General features: G+C 54.6%; 13 protein-coding genes and 6 tRNA genes. 11 read left to right on the top strand and 8 right to left on the bottom strand.

From position 1 onward, the window contains the following. Positions 1-65: 65 nt before the first annotated feature. Complete coding sequence (locus WFO70_RS00825; protein WP_337014098.1) at positions 66-1,301, top strand: ion channel protein; 1,236 nt, start codon at positions 66-68, stop codon at positions 1,299-1,301. Here the strand turns inward: WFO70_RS00825 and ipdC are convergent, their stop codons facing one another. Continuing rightward, positions 1,302-2,957, bottom strand: coding sequence for an indolepyruvate decarboxylase (gene ipdC, locus WFO70_RS00820; protein WP_337014095.1), 1,656 nt, complete (start codon positions 2,955-2,957; stop codon positions 1,302-1,304). It abuts the gene before it with no gap. A gap of 184 nt (positions 2,958-3,141) precedes the next feature. On the opposite strand from ipdC, the gene WFO70_RS00815 reads away from it, so the two are divergent. Next, complete coding sequence (locus tag WFO70_RS00815; protein WP_337014094.1) at positions 3,142-4,140, top strand: aldo/keto reductase; 999 nt, start codon at positions 3,142-3,144, stop codon at positions 4,138-4,140. 126 nt (positions 4,141-4,266) lie between these two features. Beyond that, on the top strand, positions 4,267-4,605 hold the full coding sequence (gene ypeC, locus WFO70_RS00810) for a DUF2502 domain-containing protein YpeC (protein ID WP_337014092.1): 339 nt from the start codon (positions 4,267-4,269) through the stop codon (positions 4,603-4,605). 30 nt (positions 4,606-4,635) lie between these two features. Here the strand turns inward: ypeC and WFO70_RS00805 are convergent, their stop codons facing one another. Further along, positions 4,636-5,877 carry an Nramp family divalent metal transporter gene (locus WFO70_RS00805; RefSeq protein ID WP_337014091.1) on the bottom strand — a complete coding sequence of 414 codons (1,242 nt, stop codon included), beginning with the start codon at positions 5,875-5,877 and terminating at the stop codon, positions 4,636-4,638. Positions 5,878-6,220: 343 nt separating this feature from the next. Between WFO70_RS00805 and WFO70_RS00800 the strand changes: the two genes are divergently transcribed. Next, positions 6,221-7,408 (top strand): NupC/NupG family nucleoside CNT transporter, encoded by a 1,188-nt coding sequence (locus WFO70_RS00800; protein WP_032612948.1) that lies wholly within the window; start codon positions 6,221-6,223, stop codon positions 7,406-7,408. 41 nt (positions 7,409-7,449) lie between these two features. Here the strand turns inward: WFO70_RS00800 and WFO70_RS00795 are convergent, their stop codons facing one another. From WFO70_RS00795 to WFO70_RS00785, 3 genes are all read right to left on the bottom strand, one after another. Further along, positions 7,450-9,645 carry an EAL domain-containing protein gene (locus WFO70_RS00795; RefSeq protein ID WP_337014089.1) on the bottom strand — a complete coding sequence of 732 codons (2,196 nt, stop codon included), beginning with the start codon at positions 9,643-9,645 and terminating at the stop codon, positions 7,450-7,452. Positions 9,646-9,854: 209 nt separating this feature from the next. Next, positions 9,855-9,930, bottom strand: a tRNA-Ala gene (locus WFO70_RS00790). A gap of 41 nt (positions 9,931-9,971) precedes the next feature. Continuing rightward, positions 9,972-10,047, bottom strand: a tRNA-Ala gene (locus tag WFO70_RS00785). 220 nt (positions 10,048-10,267) lie between these two features. Between WFO70_RS00785 and WFO70_RS00780 the strand changes: the two genes are divergently transcribed. After that, positions 10,268-10,627 carry a YfeC-like transcriptional regulator gene (locus WFO70_RS00780; protein ID WP_337014087.1) on the top strand — a complete coding sequence of 120 codons (360 nt, stop codon included), beginning with the start codon at positions 10,268-10,270 and terminating at the stop codon, positions 10,625-10,627. Position 10,628: 1 nt separating this feature from the next. Further along, positions 10,629-11,024, top strand: coding sequence for a YfeC-like transcriptional regulator (locus WFO70_RS00775; protein WP_337014085.1), 396 nt, complete (start codon positions 10,629-10,631; stop codon positions 11,022-11,024). 43 nt (positions 11,025-11,067) lie between these two features. On the opposite strand, the gene gltX is transcribed toward WFO70_RS00775, so the two are convergent. After that, the gene (gltX, locus tag WFO70_RS00770; protein ID WP_337014084.1) at positions 11,068-12,483 is read right to left on the bottom strand and encodes a glutamate--tRNA ligase; all 1,416 of its coding nucleotides are present in this window, start codon (positions 12,481-12,483) and stop codon (positions 11,068-11,070) included. A gap of 257 nt (positions 12,484-12,740) precedes the next feature. Here gltX and WFO70_RS00765 point away from each other — a divergent pair. The 5 genes from WFO70_RS00765 to WFO70_RS00745 all read left to right on the top strand — a co-directional run bounded on the left by WFO70_RS00765 (position 12,741) and on the right by WFO70_RS00745 (position 13,597). Next, positions 12,741-12,816 (top strand) — tRNA-Val (locus WFO70_RS00765). 42 nt (positions 12,817-12,858) lie between these two features. Then, positions 12,859-12,934: transfer RNA gene (locus WFO70_RS00760), tRNA-Val, on the top strand. Between the two features lie 30 nt (positions 12,935-12,964). Then, positions 12,965-13,040: transfer RNA gene (locus WFO70_RS00755), tRNA-Val, on the top strand. A gap of 4 nt (positions 13,041-13,044) precedes the next feature. After that, a tRNA-Lys gene (locus WFO70_RS00750) sits at positions 13,045-13,120 on the top strand. A 138-nt stretch (positions 13,121-13,258) separates the two neighbouring features. Continuing rightward, positions 13,259-13,597 carry a FlxA-like family protein gene (locus WFO70_RS00745; protein ID WP_337014083.1) on the top strand — a complete coding sequence of 113 codons (339 nt, stop codon included), beginning with the start codon at positions 13,259-13,261 and terminating at the stop codon, positions 13,595-13,597. An 8-nt stretch (positions 13,598-13,605) separates the two neighbouring features. Here the strand turns inward: WFO70_RS00745 and WFO70_RS00740 are convergent, their stop codons facing one another. Both WFO70_RS00740 and WFO70_RS00735 read right to left on the bottom strand, forming a co-directional pair. Then, positions 13,606-14,523 carry a LysR family transcriptional regulator gene (locus WFO70_RS00740; protein WP_337014081.1) on the bottom strand — a complete coding sequence of 306 codons (918 nt, stop codon included), beginning with the start codon at positions 14,521-14,523 and terminating at the stop codon, positions 13,606-13,608. Between the two features lie 88 nt (positions 14,524-14,611). Beyond that, positions 14,612-15,868, bottom strand: a complete 1,257-nt coding sequence (locus WFO70_RS00735; protein WP_337014080.1) for a nucleoside permease — start codon at positions 15,866-15,868, stop codon at positions 14,612-14,614.

Genomic DNA, 15,868 nt, shown 5'->3' with positions numbered 1-15,868 from the left:
TTGCACTATTAGCATCAGTCTGAGCGTGCAAAGTAAAGACCGCCATTTTTTACAAGGAAATCATCATGCTCCATCCGCGAGCCAGAACGATGCTGCTGTTGGCCCCACCCGCGCTGATTATTGGCGTCGCCTCCAGCCTGATTCTGATTGTAATTATGAAAGTCGCCTCAGTATTACAGTCGATACTCTGGACGTCATTACCTTCTACGGTTGGCCTCAGCGCCAGTTCGCCGACCTGGGTAATTTTAACCCTGACCCTGACCGGTATTGCCGTAGGGCTGGTGATCCGCTACAGCCCGGGTCATGCCGGGCCGGACCCGGCGAGCGAGCCGCTGATTGGGGCCCCGGTGGATGCCACAGCCCTGCCGGGGTTGATTATCGCCCTGATTATCGGCCTGGCGGGCGGCGTCAGCCTCGGGCCGGAGCATCCGGTGATGGCGGTGAATATCGCCCTCGCCGTTGCCGTAGGCTCGCGTATTTTCCCCCGGGTGAATGCCCTGGACTGGACCATTCTCGCCTCGGCGGGCACCATCGGCGCGCTGTTCGGCACCCCCGTCGCGGCGGCGCTGATCTTTTCCCAGACCCTGAGCGGCAACACCGAGATCCCCCTCTGGGACCGCCTGTTCGCCCCGCTGCTCTCCGCGGCCGCGGGGGCCCTGACCACCAGCCTCTTTTTCCATCCCCACTTCTCGCTACCCATTGCCCACTACAGCCAGATGCAGCTGGTGGACATCTTTAGCGGGGCGATTGTCGTCGCCATCGCCATTGCGCTGGGGATGGTAGCGGTGTGGTGTCTGCCTCGTCTGCACCGGCTGATGCATCGCCTGAAGCATCCGGTGCTAATCCTCGGTATGGGTGGACTGATTCTGGGGATCCTCGGGGCTATCGGGGGCAACATTACGCTGTTTAAAGGGCTGGATGAGATGCAGCAGATGGCCTTCGGTCAGCTGTTCAGCGTTTCAGATTACCTGCTCTTTGCGCTGATCAAACTGGCGGCGCTGGTGGTGGCAGCGGCCTGTGGTTTTCGCGGTGGGCGGATCTTCCCGGCGGTGTTTGTCGGTGCCGCGTTGGGGTTGATGCTGCATGAGCATGTCGAAGCCGTGCCGGCGGCGATCACCATCTCCTGTTCGATTCTGGGGCTGGTGCTGGTTGTCACCCGGGATGCCTGGCTGAGCCTGTTCATGGCGGCAGTGGTGGTGCCCGACACCACCCTGCTGCCGCTGCTGTGTATCGTGATGCTGCCCGCCTGGCTGTTGCTGGCGGGCAGACCGATGATGGCAGCCTCTCGCGAGGAGAAATAATCAGGCGCTTTTACGCGCTTCCAGCGCCTGGATGATGCCGCTCAGCAGCGGCGGCACATCGGCTTTCGGCAGCATGACTTCAATCAGCGAAAGCCGTTCCGGGTGCGCCACTCTCTCCAGCACCTCTTCCAGCTGCACCGTCTCACTCACCCGCCAACACTCGGCCTGACAGTCCAGGCTGAGGGCCTGCGGGATCTGCGTCCAGTTCCACAGCGCGATGTCGTTATAGCGCTGATTTGGGCCATGAATGGCGCGCTCCACCGTGTAACCCTCGTTGTTCAGGACCATAATCACCGGGCACTGTTTGTCCCGCAGCATCGATCCCAGCTCCTGAATGGTGAGCTGCGCCGCGCCGTCACCGGTGATCGCAATCACGCGACGATCCGGACAGGCCGTCTGCGCGCCATAGGCGGCGGCAAGGGTATAGCCAATCGAGCCCCAGATCGGCTGAACGATAAAGTTCACATCCTCGGGTAACCGCAGCGCGCCCGCGCCAAAGGCCGATGTCCCCTGATCCGCCAGAATGATATCTCCCGGGCGAATAAAGGTTTGCAGGGTTTTCCAGAAGCTGTCCTGCGTCAACGAGCCGGGATGCACCGCATGCAGCTGCCGGGCCGGACGGGGTGTTGTGGTGGGGTTAACGTACTGATGGCACAGGCTGGCGAGCACCTCAATCGCCTGGCTCATCGGGATCCCGGTGTACCAGATATCCCCGATCCGCGAGGCGTGCGGCTGAACGTCAATCGTCTGCTGATGCGTGAGCTTGTGGGTAAAACCGGCGGTGAGCGTATCGGTGAAGCGGGTTCCCACGCAGATCACCGTATCGGCACCTTCAATGGCTTCGTTGACATCCCCGGCGCTGGCGGAACCGCTGTAGGTGCCCGCGAAGCCCGGTTTACGCTCGTCAAAAATCCCTTTCCCCATCAGCAGCGTGGCGTGCGCCATTGGCGTCTGCTCCACCCAGCGCTGGAGCGGTTTTTGCAGACCGTAACGGAGAACGAGGAAATCGGCCAGCAGCGCGGTGCGCTCGCTCGCAGCCAGTCTTTTCTCCGCCGCCTGGCGGAAGGCATCGAGGCGGAAACTGTCGCTCTCATAAAGACGATCCATAAGCGCGCTGACAGGCGGGCTGGCAGGTTTTTTTGCCACGTCGGCTGGCAGCATGATGTAGCCGGGACGGCGCTCCCGGAGCATTTCCGTTAATACCCGGTCGATTTCATAGCAGGCATTCTGTTCAGTGAGATGCGCCTGCGCGACGGTAACAGGTTCACTCATTTTGTAGAAGTGACGAAACTCGCCGTCACCGAGGGTATGGTGCAGCAACTCCCCTCTTTTTTGCGAGGCGCTTCCCGGCGCACCCACGATATGCAGAACCGGAACATGCTCGGCAAAACTGCCCGCGATGCCGTTCATGGCGCTAAGCTCGCCCACCCCAAAGGTGGTCAACAGCGCGGCAAACCCTTTGCAGCGCGCATAGCCATCCGCGGCGTAGGCGGCGTTCAACTCATTGGCACAACCCACCCAGCCAATATCCGGGCTGGCGATCACGTTATCGAGGAACTGTAAGTTATAGTCGCCTGGCACACCAAACAGATGATCGGCACCACAATCTGTAAGGCGGTCCAGCAGGTAATCGGCGACGGTGTAGGGGGTAAGCATGACTATTATCCTTATAATGTTGACTTCACTTTGAGTATTGAAGAAGCGTGATAGCTGTCCAGGAATGGGGATAATCTGATCATGGAAACCATGCTTTACGTATTTTTGCGCGCTAATCTGTGTGCCCCGGTCGCGGTGTAAACGTATACACTGAATGACTATCTGACGCAGAGGGATATAACTCATGGTTTACCAGGCAGATCAAAATCGTTATCAGTCAATGAATTATCAACGATGTGGGCACAGCGGTCTTAAGCTGCCTGCCATCTCCCTCGGGCTGTGGCACAACTTTGGCGATGCCACCTTGATTGAAAACAGCCGTCAACTTTTACATCGTGCCTTCGATCTGGGCATTACCCATTTCGACCTTGCCAACAACTATGGTCCGCCGCCGGGTTCGGCAGAGCGTAACTTCGGGCGGATCCTGCAGGAAGACTTCAGCAACCTGCGTGATGAACTGATCGTCTCGAGCAAAGCGGGCTATACCATGTGGGACGGGCCGTACGGCGACTGGGGCTCACGTAAATACCTGATCGCCAGCCTCGATCAAAGCCTGAAACGCATGGGGCTGGAGTATGTCGATATCTTCTATCACCACCGCCCGGATCCGGAAACGCCGTTGCAGGAAACCATGAAAGCGCTCGACCATGTTGTGCGTCAGGGCAAGGCGCTGTACGTCGGGCTGTCCAACTACCCGGCAGAGCTGGCCCGACAGGCCATCGAAATCCTCGACGATTTGGGCACCCCCTGCCTGATCCACCAGCCAAAATTCTCGATGCTGGAACGCACGCCTGAAGAGGGATTGCTGGATGTGCTGAAGCAGAAAGGGGTGGGATGCATTGCCTTTTCGCCACTCGCGGGTGGCCAGCTCACCGACCGCTATCTGAACGGCATTCCGCCAGATTCCCGCGCCGCCAGCGGCAGCCGCTTCCTGAACCCGGATCAGATCACCGAAGAGAAGCTGGTCAAGGTGCGCAGGCTCAATGCACTGGCTGAACGCCGGAACCAGAAATTGTCGCAGATGGCGCTGGCCTGGGTACTACATCACGAGGCCATCACTTCGGTGCTGATTGGCGCCAGCAAAACAACGCAAATCGAAGATGCCGTAGGCATGCTGGCGAATCGTCACTTCACGCCTGACGAGCTGAACGAAATAGAATCAATCCTGACCCGCGCAGATTAAAAGCACTTTTAGCAAAAAGTGCTACGCCTTCTGAATTAGGAGTTAAAGCGATTATCCGGGGCTTTACCGCCCCTTAAAATTGCATTAACAAGCCGGTTACGGCTCCGATCGTGAAGGAGAATAATAATGTTCAGGTCCCTGATTCTGGCAGCAGTATTAATGGCTTCAGCCCCGCTGGTCGCTAATGCTGGCGAAATCACCCTGTTGCCATCCGTAAAATTACAAATTGGCGATCGCGATAATTACGGTAACTACTGGGACGGTGGCGGCTGGCGTGACCGCGGCTACTGGCATCGTAATTATGAATGGCGTGATAAACGCTGGCACAAACATGACAACGGCTACCATCGTGGCTGGGATAAACGTAACGCCTATGAGCGCGGCTACCGCGAAGGCTGGCGCGATCGTGATGACCATCGCGGCCGTAAAGGTCACGGTCATGGCGGACACGGTCATCGTCACTAATATGAAAAAGGCGCCTCGCGGCGCCTTTTTTTATAACCCCAGTGCCGTGCCGATAAGCAGCCACAGATTCAGCGCCACCACCAGCACCACTATCGCCCACCCTGCCCGTTTGACCATCACGCTGTTGACCAGATCGCCCATCAGCTTCTTGTCGCTGGTAAACACCAGCAGCGGCACCAGCGCCAGCGCAATACCAAAACTCAGCAGCACCTGACTCATCACCAGAATACGGGTCGGATCCAGCCCCATCAGGATCACAATAAATGACGGCAGCATGGTGACGGCACGACGCACCCACAGCGGAATATGGAAGCGCACAAAGCCCTGCATCACCACCTGCCCGGCCAGGGTACCAACCACTGTCGACGACAGACCCGCCGCCACCAGGCTCAGGCCAAAAATGGTCGCCGCCGCATGGCTGAGTAAAGGTTCCAGGGTCAGATAAGCCTGATCCAGATCGGCAATGCCGGTATGGCCGTTGAAGTGGAAGGCCGCCGCGGCGGTGGCCATCATCGCCAGATTGACAAACCCGGCGATGGTCATGGCAATCGCCACGTCCCATTTCGTTGCGGAGTAGCGTTCATGCCGCGACCCCTCGTGCAGGTTCTGGGTCAGGGAGGAGTGCAGATAGATCACGTGCGGCATAATGGTCGCCCCCAGCACCCCGGCCGCCAGGAAGACCGCTTCGGTGGTAGGCAGGCTCGGGATCGCCATCCCTTTGCCTAACTGTACGAAGTCTGGCTGGGAGAAGATCAGCTCAACAATATAGGCCGCCGCCACAAACAGCAGCAGACCGCCAATCACTTTCTCCAGCGGCTTCTGCCCGCGTCGTTGCAGCATCAGGATCAGGAAGGTGGCGATACCCGTCAACACCGCCCCCTGCAGCAGCGATACGCCCAGGATCAGCTTAAAGCCGATCGCGGCACCGATAAATTCCGCGAGATCGGTCGCCATGGCGATAATCTCGGCCTGCACCCAGTAAAACCAGACCAGCGGACGCGGATAATGGTCGCGGATCTGTTCCGCGAGGTTTTTGCCGGTAGCGATACCCAGTTTTGCCGACAGCACCTGGATCATCATCGCCATCAGATTGGCCCACACCACCACCCACAGCAGTTTATAGCCGAAGCTGGCCCCGGCCTGAATGTTGGTCGCAAAGTTACCGGGATCGATGTAGCCAATGGCGGCAATAAACGCAGGTCCCATTAATGCAAACCGCATTTTGCGTGCTGCTCTGCCACTGCTACTCTCATCAACGCGACTGTTGCTCATTTTTGCCTCAGTAATATAGCCTTTGCTATGTTTAATGCTATCAAAATGCGAATGATTATCAAGTTCATTTAAAGGGATTATCGTGATTACAGTGATAGCGAAGAACAATCAGCAGGCTGGATGTTGTACAGGCAGGCGGGCAAAAAGCACACACCTTTGTGAAGCGTAGCACACAAACTTAACTTTTCACGCATTTACATAACATAACAAAAATGTATGTTGTGTCACTATTTTTGAGTCTCGTCACAGGACGTGACTATAGTGTGTCTTTGATCTCGTTTTCTTTACGCTTGTTTCATAGAATGTGCAGCGAAATTAAACCTGCCTCATATTTGGAGCAAATATGGACCGCGTCCTACATTTTGTCCTGGCACTTGTTGTCGTTGCCGTGCTTGCGTTGCTGGTCAGCAGCGATCGCAAAAAAATCCGTATTCGTTATGTTATTCAGTTGCTCGTCATTGAAGTGCTGCTTGCCTGGTTCTTCCTGAACTCAGACGTGGGTCTGGGCTTTGTGAAGGGCTTCTCTGAGATGTTCGAAAAACTGCTCGGATTTGCTAATGAAGGGACCAACTTCGTGTTCGGTAAAATGAACGATGAAGGTCTGGCATTCTTCTTCCTGAAAGTTCTGTGCCCTATCGTCTTTATTTCTGCTCTGATCGGTATTCTGCAACACATTCGCATTCTGCCGATTGTGATCCGCGCTATCGGTACCGTGCTGTCCAAAGTGAATGGCATGGGCAAACTGGAATCTTTCAACGCCGTAAGCTCCCTGATCCTCGGTCAGTCTGAGAACTTTATCGCCTATAAAGATATCCTCGGCAAAATGTCCCGCAACCGCATGTACACCATGGCGGCCACCGCAATGTCTACCGTTTCCATGTCTATCGTGGGCGCGTATATGACCATGCTGGAGCCAAAATACGTGGTTGCTGCGCTGGTTCTGAACATGTTCAGCACCTTTATCGTTCTGTCGCTGATCAACCCGTACCGCGTGGATGAAAGTGAAGAGAACCTGCAGATGGCTAATCTGCACGAAGGTCAGAGCTTCTTCGAGATGCTGGGTGAATACATTCTGGCAGGTTTCAAAGTAGCGGTTATCGTTGCGGCCATGCTGATCGGCTTTATCGCCCTGATCTCTGCACTGAACGCCCTGTTTGCTGCCGTACTGGGTATCTCCTTCCAGGGTATTCTGGGTTACATCTTCTACCCGGTCGCCTGGGTGATGGGTGTGCCGGCAAGCGAAGCGCTGCAGGTGGGCAGTATTATGGCAACCAAACTGGTTTCTAACGAATTCGTCGCCATGATGGATCTGCAGAAAATCGCCGGTTCCCTCTCACCGCGCGCTGAAGGCATTCTGTCCGTCTTCCTGGTCTCCTTCGCTAACTTCTCTTCAATCGGTATCATCGCTGGCGCGATTAAAGGCCTGAACGAAGAGCAGGGTAACGTGGTTTCCCGCTTCGGTCTGAAACTGGTTTATGGTTCTACGCTGGTCAGCGTCCTGTCTGCGTCTATCGCTGCACTGGTTCTGTAATCAGCCTAAAAAAAACCGGGGACCTGTGCTCCCCGGTTTTTTTACGCCTGTAATTCACTGAGCGGGCGCGGTTTACCCACTAAATACCCTTGCAGATAGTCCACCCCAGAGGCGAGCAACATCTCGCGCTGCTCTTCCGTTTCGACATACTCCGCCACCACACACAGCGACCGGGTCTTCGCCAGATTGCAGATGGACTTCACAATCATCGCATCCATCGTATCGCTGCAGATATCTTTCACGAAGCAGCCATCAATCTTGATGACATCCGCCTGCAGGCGCTTGAGACGTTCGTAATTGGCATAGCCGGTACCGAAGTCGTCGATGGCCAGCTTGAAGCCGTAGTGACGCAGCTGCTGAATGTTGGCAATGCTGACTTCCGAGTTGGAGAATGCCTGTTCTTCGGTCACTTCGATAATCACCGTCTGCGGTTTTACCTTGTAGCCTTCAAACAGAGCAATGATCTCCGCCGCCACCTCTTTTTGCATCAGCGTCAAGGGCATCAGGTTCACCGAGAAACGCGCGCAGAGGGCGTCTGAGGGGTGATCCCGCAACCATGTCAGCAGCGCCTCCACCACGCTGATATCGAAGCGCCGGCTGAGGTTAAATTGCGCCACCAGCGGCAGAAACTTATCGGGCGTGAGGATCTCTCCGTCGCTCTCCAGACGGGAAAGGATTTCGTGGTAGCCCGCGCCATCGCCTCGCTGAATAGGCTGCGCGTACAGGCGTAAGCCGCCCTCTTCCAGCGCCCGTTTCACCCGACTGAGCATCAGGACGCGCTCCGTCGTCTGCCCGGAGACGGTCTCCTGGCTGTTGTTCAGCGACAGGACCTGATGCGTCGGGCAGGACTTCTCCGCCAGCCAGCTGAGCTGTCCGAGCATATGGTAGAGACTTTCACCGCACTTGTACTCCACGCCACCCCAGGCGGCACCGAACTCAATATCCAGCCCGGTGTTGTTCCAGTAGATTTTACGGCTGTTCAGATGATCCACGATGTGCTGTAACCGCGCCCCCGGTTCCGGGCCGCTAAGCACTATCACCAGTTCATTACCAGGGATCTGGAAAACCTGTTCATTACGCATCAGCAGAGGCTGCAGCTGGCGAATAATGGCGCGTTTACACTGCACGCGCATCATCAGACCGTAATGACGGCTCAGGAACTCAAGATTATCCATCCGCAAACAGCAAAGGGTGGTGCCCTTATTGTCCGTCAGAAAGGATTCCAGGGCGCGCAGGTTACGTAAACCGGTCAGCGGATCGACCAGCGCCCTCTCCTGCCAGCCGCGTTTCAGCCATTCACTGCGCTGATAAATGCGCGACATGTAAGCCAGACAGATGGCAAAGGAGATCAGGACGGACAGTACAAACGCCAGCGAGTAGCCGTTCTGCACCCCCTGGAGAAAGTTGCTGTTATAGGTCAGCAGCAGCAATGCACTTATCGCCCAGCCCAGAACAATGAGGGGATAGCGAAAACGACTGATGCCAATTGTAAACAAAATGAAAATAACAGGAACCAGATAACCGGCAATAATATCGGAGGTAAAGGGTATGCAGAGCAAAAAAAGCACAGAAATAAGGACGAAAAGTAATGCAGATGTAAATAACAGGTTTCGGGATGAGAAGGAATTATGCATATTCCTGCGCCAGAAGGCGCGCGCATAATTCGGATTAATAATCATTCTTAATGGATAATAGAACAGCATCGTAAAGATGATGACGGCGCAAACCAGGCTCTGAATATCGACAATATGATAAATTACCGAGCCCCGATCCGTGAAATTAGCGAGGGTAACGGGGAAATCACAGAAATAGCCTGCCAGGTACATCGACAGTTTTATTGCCAGCGGCAGGGCAAATCCCAGCCATGATATGCGTGCCGCCATGAACCGGTTGGGGACATGGTAACGCCAGCGTGACCCCACCTGCCAACGGAGTATGGCGCATACCGCTAAAGTACTAAATACCTGACAAAAAAGCAGGATAACATCCTGCTTTGCCGAGAGTTCTAAATTCCATTCGTTAAGTATGGCAAAACTGATAATAATCGGCAGGATGGCCTGACGGCCAAATAATAATACGATCGCCAGCATGACGCTCAGCGGCATCCAGGCAAGATAAACCTCAAAGCCATCGACAACAGATTTGGGTGAAATAAGGCGGGAAAAAGGCACGACGATCATGCATAACGCCAGAGCAAGCAGGAAGCTCTTGCCGTTAATATTAATTATGCTTTTCATTAAGATTATTTAACTGTTTACCTGGCGATATTAAATTCATATGAATAATAGATAGTTTAAAACCATCACACAACATTCCAGGCCAGGAAAAGTCATTACATAAAGTAAAGTTTTTAGCTATAAACGCTAATTATTTGTCAATGCGGTGATAGTAAAGGATTTATTGCAGGCATAAAAAAACCCCCGCCATTCGGCGAGGGTTTAAATTTTGGTGGAGCTAAGCGGGATCGAACCGCTGACCTCTTGCATGCCATGCAAGCGCTCTCCCAGCTGAGCTATAGCCCCACAATGTTGTTTACGCACCAGACTCTGTTGGGTTCAGAGTTTGGTGGAGCTAAGCGGGATCGAACCGCTGACCTCTTGCATGCCATGCAAGCGCTCTCCCAGCTGAGCTATAGCCCCATCGCGTAAAGCGTGTCGTGTTGACGGGCGGCATAATATGAATTCCATAGCTGAGTGTCAACGGCAAATTCTTACTCTGGCGTTCAACCGCTGAAAATTCATGCAAATGAATCACATTGCGAGGATGCTCGCAGCCATGAGTTAATCTTGTCACGTTTTCCAGTAAAACGGTGTTATAAAATGAATCATTAATTACCCACACTCTTACTCAGGAAATTGCATGATCAAGGAACGAATGACGCCAGAAGAGTTGGCCCGGCTCACTGGTTATAGCCGACAGACCATCAATAAATGGGTACGTAAAGAGGGATGGTCCACGTCACCAAAACCCGGTGTTCAGGGCGGTAAGGCGCGTCTGGTCCATGTTAATGAGAAAGTACGGGAATTTATTCGCAATGCGCGTCGCGCCCCCGAGGCCGCGGCATTAACAGATGCCTCTGCGGATAATTCCCTGCAGGCTCTGCTGATAACGCTGGCTAATGAAATGACGCCGACGGAGCAAAAACAGCTGACCTCTTTATTACTCCGGGAAGGAATCACCGGATTGTTGCAACGCTTAGGGATTCGCGATCAGAACTGATATGAAAAAATTACGTAGCAAAATGACCACCGAGGAGCTTGCGGAGACGCTTGGGGTCGCCAGGCAGACCGTAAACCGCTGGGTGCGTAAAAACGGCTGGAAGACGGAAGGGATTAACGGCGTAAAAGGTGGACGCGCGCGCCTCATCCATATTGATGCTCAGGTGCGTGGGCACATTATGAATATTCCGGCCATTCGTAAACGCCAGGCGCTCTACCAGCTGGCAGAGACCACGGCCAGCTACGGTGACGCTAAGCCCGTTGCTGTGCTTCCTGGGATCATCAACGCGCTGGAGAATATGACCTTAGCGGAACAAGAGCGCCTTGAAACGCTGCTTACGCGGGAAGGGATACAAGGTTTTCTGGTGCGGCTGAACATTCATCGGCCAGAGGAATAAAAAACGGCAGGGAAACCTGCCGTTTTGTTTTTTTGCGTACCGATTACTGCTGGCTTTCGCGTTCAGCAATAAACTCCAGCGCTCTGTTGATACGCGCCACGCTGCGGGTTTTGCCAATCGCGTGCACCGTCACGTCCAGTGCAGGAGACTGACCCGCACCGGTAACGGCTACGCGCAGCGGCATACCGACTTTACCCATACCCACTTCCAGCTCATCCGCTGTCGCCTGAATAGCGTGATGCACATTCTCAGCGCTCCAGTCGGTAACAGCGGCCAGCTTGTCACGAACCACTTCCAGCGGCTGACGCGCCACCGGACGCAGGTGTTTCTTCGCCGCGTCGGCATCGAACTCGTCGTACTCTTCATAGAAGTAGCGGCAGTTTTCCGCGATCTCTTTCAGAGTCTTACAACGTTCACCCAGCAGTTTAATCAGGTCCGCCAGCTGCGGGCCATTGCGGGTGTCGATGTTCGCCTGCTCAATGTGCCACTGCAGCTGGGTCGCAACGTACTCTGGCGGCAGGGTATTAATGTAGTGATGGTTCAGCCACAGCAGCTTATCGGTGTTGAACGCACTGGCGGACTTCCCTACGGCGCTCAGGGTGAAGAGTTTAATCATCTCTTCACGGCTGAAGATCTCCTGATCGCCATGGGACCAGCCCAGACGCACCAGATAGTTCAGCAGGGCTTCCGGCAGATAGCCGTCATCACGGTACTGCATCACGCTGACTGCGCCATGACGTTTGGAGAGCTTTTTACCGTCGTCACCGTTGATCATCGACACGTGCGCGTAGACCGGAACCGGGGCATTCAGCGCTTTAAGAATGTTGATCTGACGCGGGGTGTTGTTGATGTGGTCTTCGCCACGCACCACGTGGGTGATCGCCATATCCCAGTCATCAACCACAACGCAGAAGTTATAGGTTGGAGAACCGTCGGTACGGCGGATGATCAGATCGTCCAGCTCCTGGTTGCTGAATTCGATCGGGCCACGGATCTGATCGTCAAAGATCACCGAACCTTCCTGCGGGTTCGCGAAACGCACCACGCACGGCTCGTCCGCGGCGTGATGTTGATGATCGTGGCGGCAGCGGCCGTCGTAACGTGGCTTCTCATTATTTGCCATCTGCTCTTCGCGCAGGGCTTCCAGACGCTCTTTCGAGCAGTAGCACTTATACGCCGTGCCCGCTTCAAGCATCTCATCAATAACTGCGTTGTAGCGATCGAAACGTTTGGTCTGGAAATACGGGCCTTCGTCCCACTCCAGATTAAGCCAGTTCATACCATCCATAATGGCTTCGATTGCTTCCGGCGTGGAGCGTTCGAGATCGGTATCTTCGATACGCAGCACAAACTCACCGCCCTGGTTGCGAGCAAACAGCCAGGAATAGAGAGCAGTACGCGCGCCGCCGACGTGCAGATAGCCGGTCGGGCTTGGCGCGAAGCGAGTTTTGATTTTCATGAAGTGGCCTTACAGTGATAAAGATGCCGACAACCGGCATATCCTGGAAACTAAAGTGGGCAATATTCTATCACTCCAGCCTGATTCCTCAATCTTGTTGCTGTCAGATCCTTGTTGATAGCCGTTTTTGTTTAGAAATCATGCATCACTGGTGCTTTCGCGATCGTTTTGTTTAATTTTACGACGAACAAACAAAATCTTTAGAAAAGCCGTTGACTCATTTTCAACTCTCCCTATAATGCGACTCCACACAGCGGGGGTGATTAGCTCAGTTGGTAGAGCATCTCCTTTACACGGAGGGGGTCGGCGGTTCGAGCCCGTCATCACCCACCATCTACTTCGATAGATGCCGCAGTGTAGATAAGCATTAAGAATGGGCGATTAGCTCAGTTGGTAGAGCATCTCCTTTACACGGAGGGGGTCGGCGGTTCGAGCCCGTCATCGCCCACCATTCTTACCTTATCGACAGCAGTTCCGAAATGGGCGATTAGCTCAGTTGGTAGAGCATCTCCTTTACACGGAGGGGGTCGGCGGTTCGAGCCCGTCATCGCCCACCATTTCGGGTCGTTAGCTCAGTTGGTAGAGCAGTTGACTTTTAATCAATTGGTCGCAGGTTCGAATCCTGCACGACCCACCAATGTAAAAAAGCGCCCTAAAGGCGCTTTTTTGCTATCTGCGCTTCCCGCCCATTCTGCAATTCCTGCCAATACAGGTAGGTTTACTCAAGTCCTTCTATTTCCTGCCGATACCTCTTCTTTAGGCAGAGGAAATCAGCATGACAACCATTCAGGCATCCACGCCGTCCGTACAGACTCAAAGCAGCGGCGGCAGTTCCAGCGGGAACGATCTCTCCTCACAGATCAGCCGTCTTACCGCACAAATTACCAAACTGACCCAGCAGCTGAAGGATGTTGCCAACGGCAGCGGCTCAGTAGAAGACAAAAAGAAACAGCAAGAGCTGCTGCAAACGCAGATCAAAATGCTGCAGGCGCAACTGGCGCAGTTGCAGCGCCGCCAGGCAGAAGAAGCGCAGCAGAAGCAGGATAAACAGCAAGCAAAAGCAGAAGGCGTAAACTCCCCTTCAGCCGATCACCAGATTGATATTTACGTCTGATCGGTGGCTTAACGTATGCAGGCCTGCCGCCTGCATACGTGCGGATCCGTCAGCGCCTCAATCAGCTTCAGTAAGGCTACCGTGGCCTGCTGCTCTTCATAGACAATATACAAATCTGCGGGAATACGCTCTTCCAGCGGACGGAACACCACGCCAGGCCAGTTCATTTGCGCATAGCTATCCGCAATAAGGGTGATCCCCATCCCCATGCTGATCATCGCCAGCACCGTTTGCGGCTCCATCACCTCACGCACGATCATCGGTGAGAAGCCGGCCGTCTGGCAGACGCGTTGTAAAAATGCCCAGTCGGTATGCCGGGAGGGCATGGTGACGAAATATTCATTACGTAGCGCCGCAATGGGCACCGCATCGCGAGCGGTTAACGGATGATCCTCCGGCATCGCCACCAGAAAAGAGGACTCATGTAAACGCAAGCAGCTAAACCCATCCATCGGTTCCGTCGCCATCCGCCATATTCCGGCGTCCAGTTCACGCCGCTCCAGCAGCGCAATCTGCATTGCAGGCATCTTTTCGCGGAAAATGACGTCAACGTTGGGGTTCTCTTTCAGAAAACGGTGCATCGCCGGACGCATCTTTCCCCACATGGCGGTTCCCACCACGCCAAGTTCAATACGCCCTGCCTCACCGCGCCCAATCTGCGCAACACGCGACAGCGCCTGGTTGGCACTGCTCAACAAACGACGCGACTCCTCCATCAGGATCTTACCGGCATGCGTTAACGCCACGCTGCGGGAGTGGCGAATAAACAGCAACGTGCCAAGCTGTTGCTCCAGCTCTTTAATATGCAAGCTCAAGGGTGGCTGAGACATGTTTAAACGGGCCGCAGCCCGTCCAAAATGGAGTTCTTCCGCGACAGCAAGAAAATAACGCAGTAGCTTCAGATCGATACGGGGCAAGTGTTCCATCCGCAATGCGCTCCAGTGGCGAAGGATAATGCGCAACGTTACCACATTGCCTTACCAAACAGGCAACGTACCCCGCCGCTGGAGAGGATCAGTGCGTCAGGACTTTCTGCGCCTGCTTGTCCGGCTCATGCTTATATTTAAAGAACAACGCAAAGATCACCGCCAGCACCAGGGCATATGCGGCAAATAACAACCAGATGGTTTGCCACTGTTTCACGCCATCCACGGAGAAGTAATCCACCGCCATCCCGCTCAGAATGGAGCCGACCCACGCCCCTACCCCGTTGACCATCGTCATAAACAGCCCCTGCGCGCTGGCGCGGATGCTGGCGTTCACCTCCTGCTCGACAAAGACCGATCCCGAAATATTGAAGAAATCGAACGCGCAGCCATACACAATCATCGACATCAGCAGCAGAACGACGCCCGTGGGAGAAGGATCGCCAAACGCGAAGAAACCGAAACGCAACGTCCATGCCAGCATACTCATCAGCATTACCATTTTGATGCCATAACGTTTGAGGAAGAACGGGATGGTCAGGATAAAGCCCACTTCAGCCATCTGCGAAACCGACAGCAAAATCGAGGGATACCGGACGACAAAGCTGTCGGCAAAGGCCGGGTTACGGGCAAAATCGTGCAGGAACGGATTACCAAACACATTGGTAATTTGCAGCACCGCTCCCAGCAGCATCGCAAACAGAAAGAAGATAGCCATACGCGGATTTTTGAACAGCACAAAGGCGTCCAGTCCCAGCTTGCTGGCCAGGCTCGTCGTGACGTTCTTTTCGGCCACCGGAATCTTCGGGAGCGTCAGGGCATAGATCGCCAACAGTAACGACGCACCGGAGGCGATATACAGCTGAGCGCTGCTCAGTTCCAGCCCCATCAGGCTGACCGTCCACATAGCGAGAATGAAGCCTGCCGTGCCGAATACGCGAATGGGGGGAAAGGAGGTGACCGGATCCTGTCCGGACTGGGCAAGGCACGCATAGGAGACGCTGTTGGAGAGCGCAATGGTGGGCATATAGGCCATGGCGTTAATCAGCATGACCCAGAACATCGTATCCGGGTCGGTAACGGTCGTCGCATACAGCAGGACGCCAGCGCACACCAGATGGCAAAGCAGATAGGCGCGCTCCGCCCGCAGCCATTTATCGGCGATAATCCCCATGATGCCGGGCATAATAATCGCCGCCAGTCCTTTTGAGCTGTAAACCATGCCCACATTCGCCCCCGTAAAATTGAGGGTGTTAATCATGTAAGAACCCAGGGTCACCAGCCAGCTACCCCAGATGAAATATTGTAAAAACGACATGACCTTTAATCGGGATGCAATACCCAT

Source organism: Leclercia sp. AS011, assembly GCF_037152535.1.
Taxonomy (GTDB): Bacteria; Pseudomonadota; Gammaproteobacteria; order Enterobacterales; family Enterobacteriaceae; genus Enterobacter.
The sequence above is the reverse complement of the archived record's forward strand: the minus strand, read 5'-3'. Positions and strand labels throughout refer to the sequence as shown.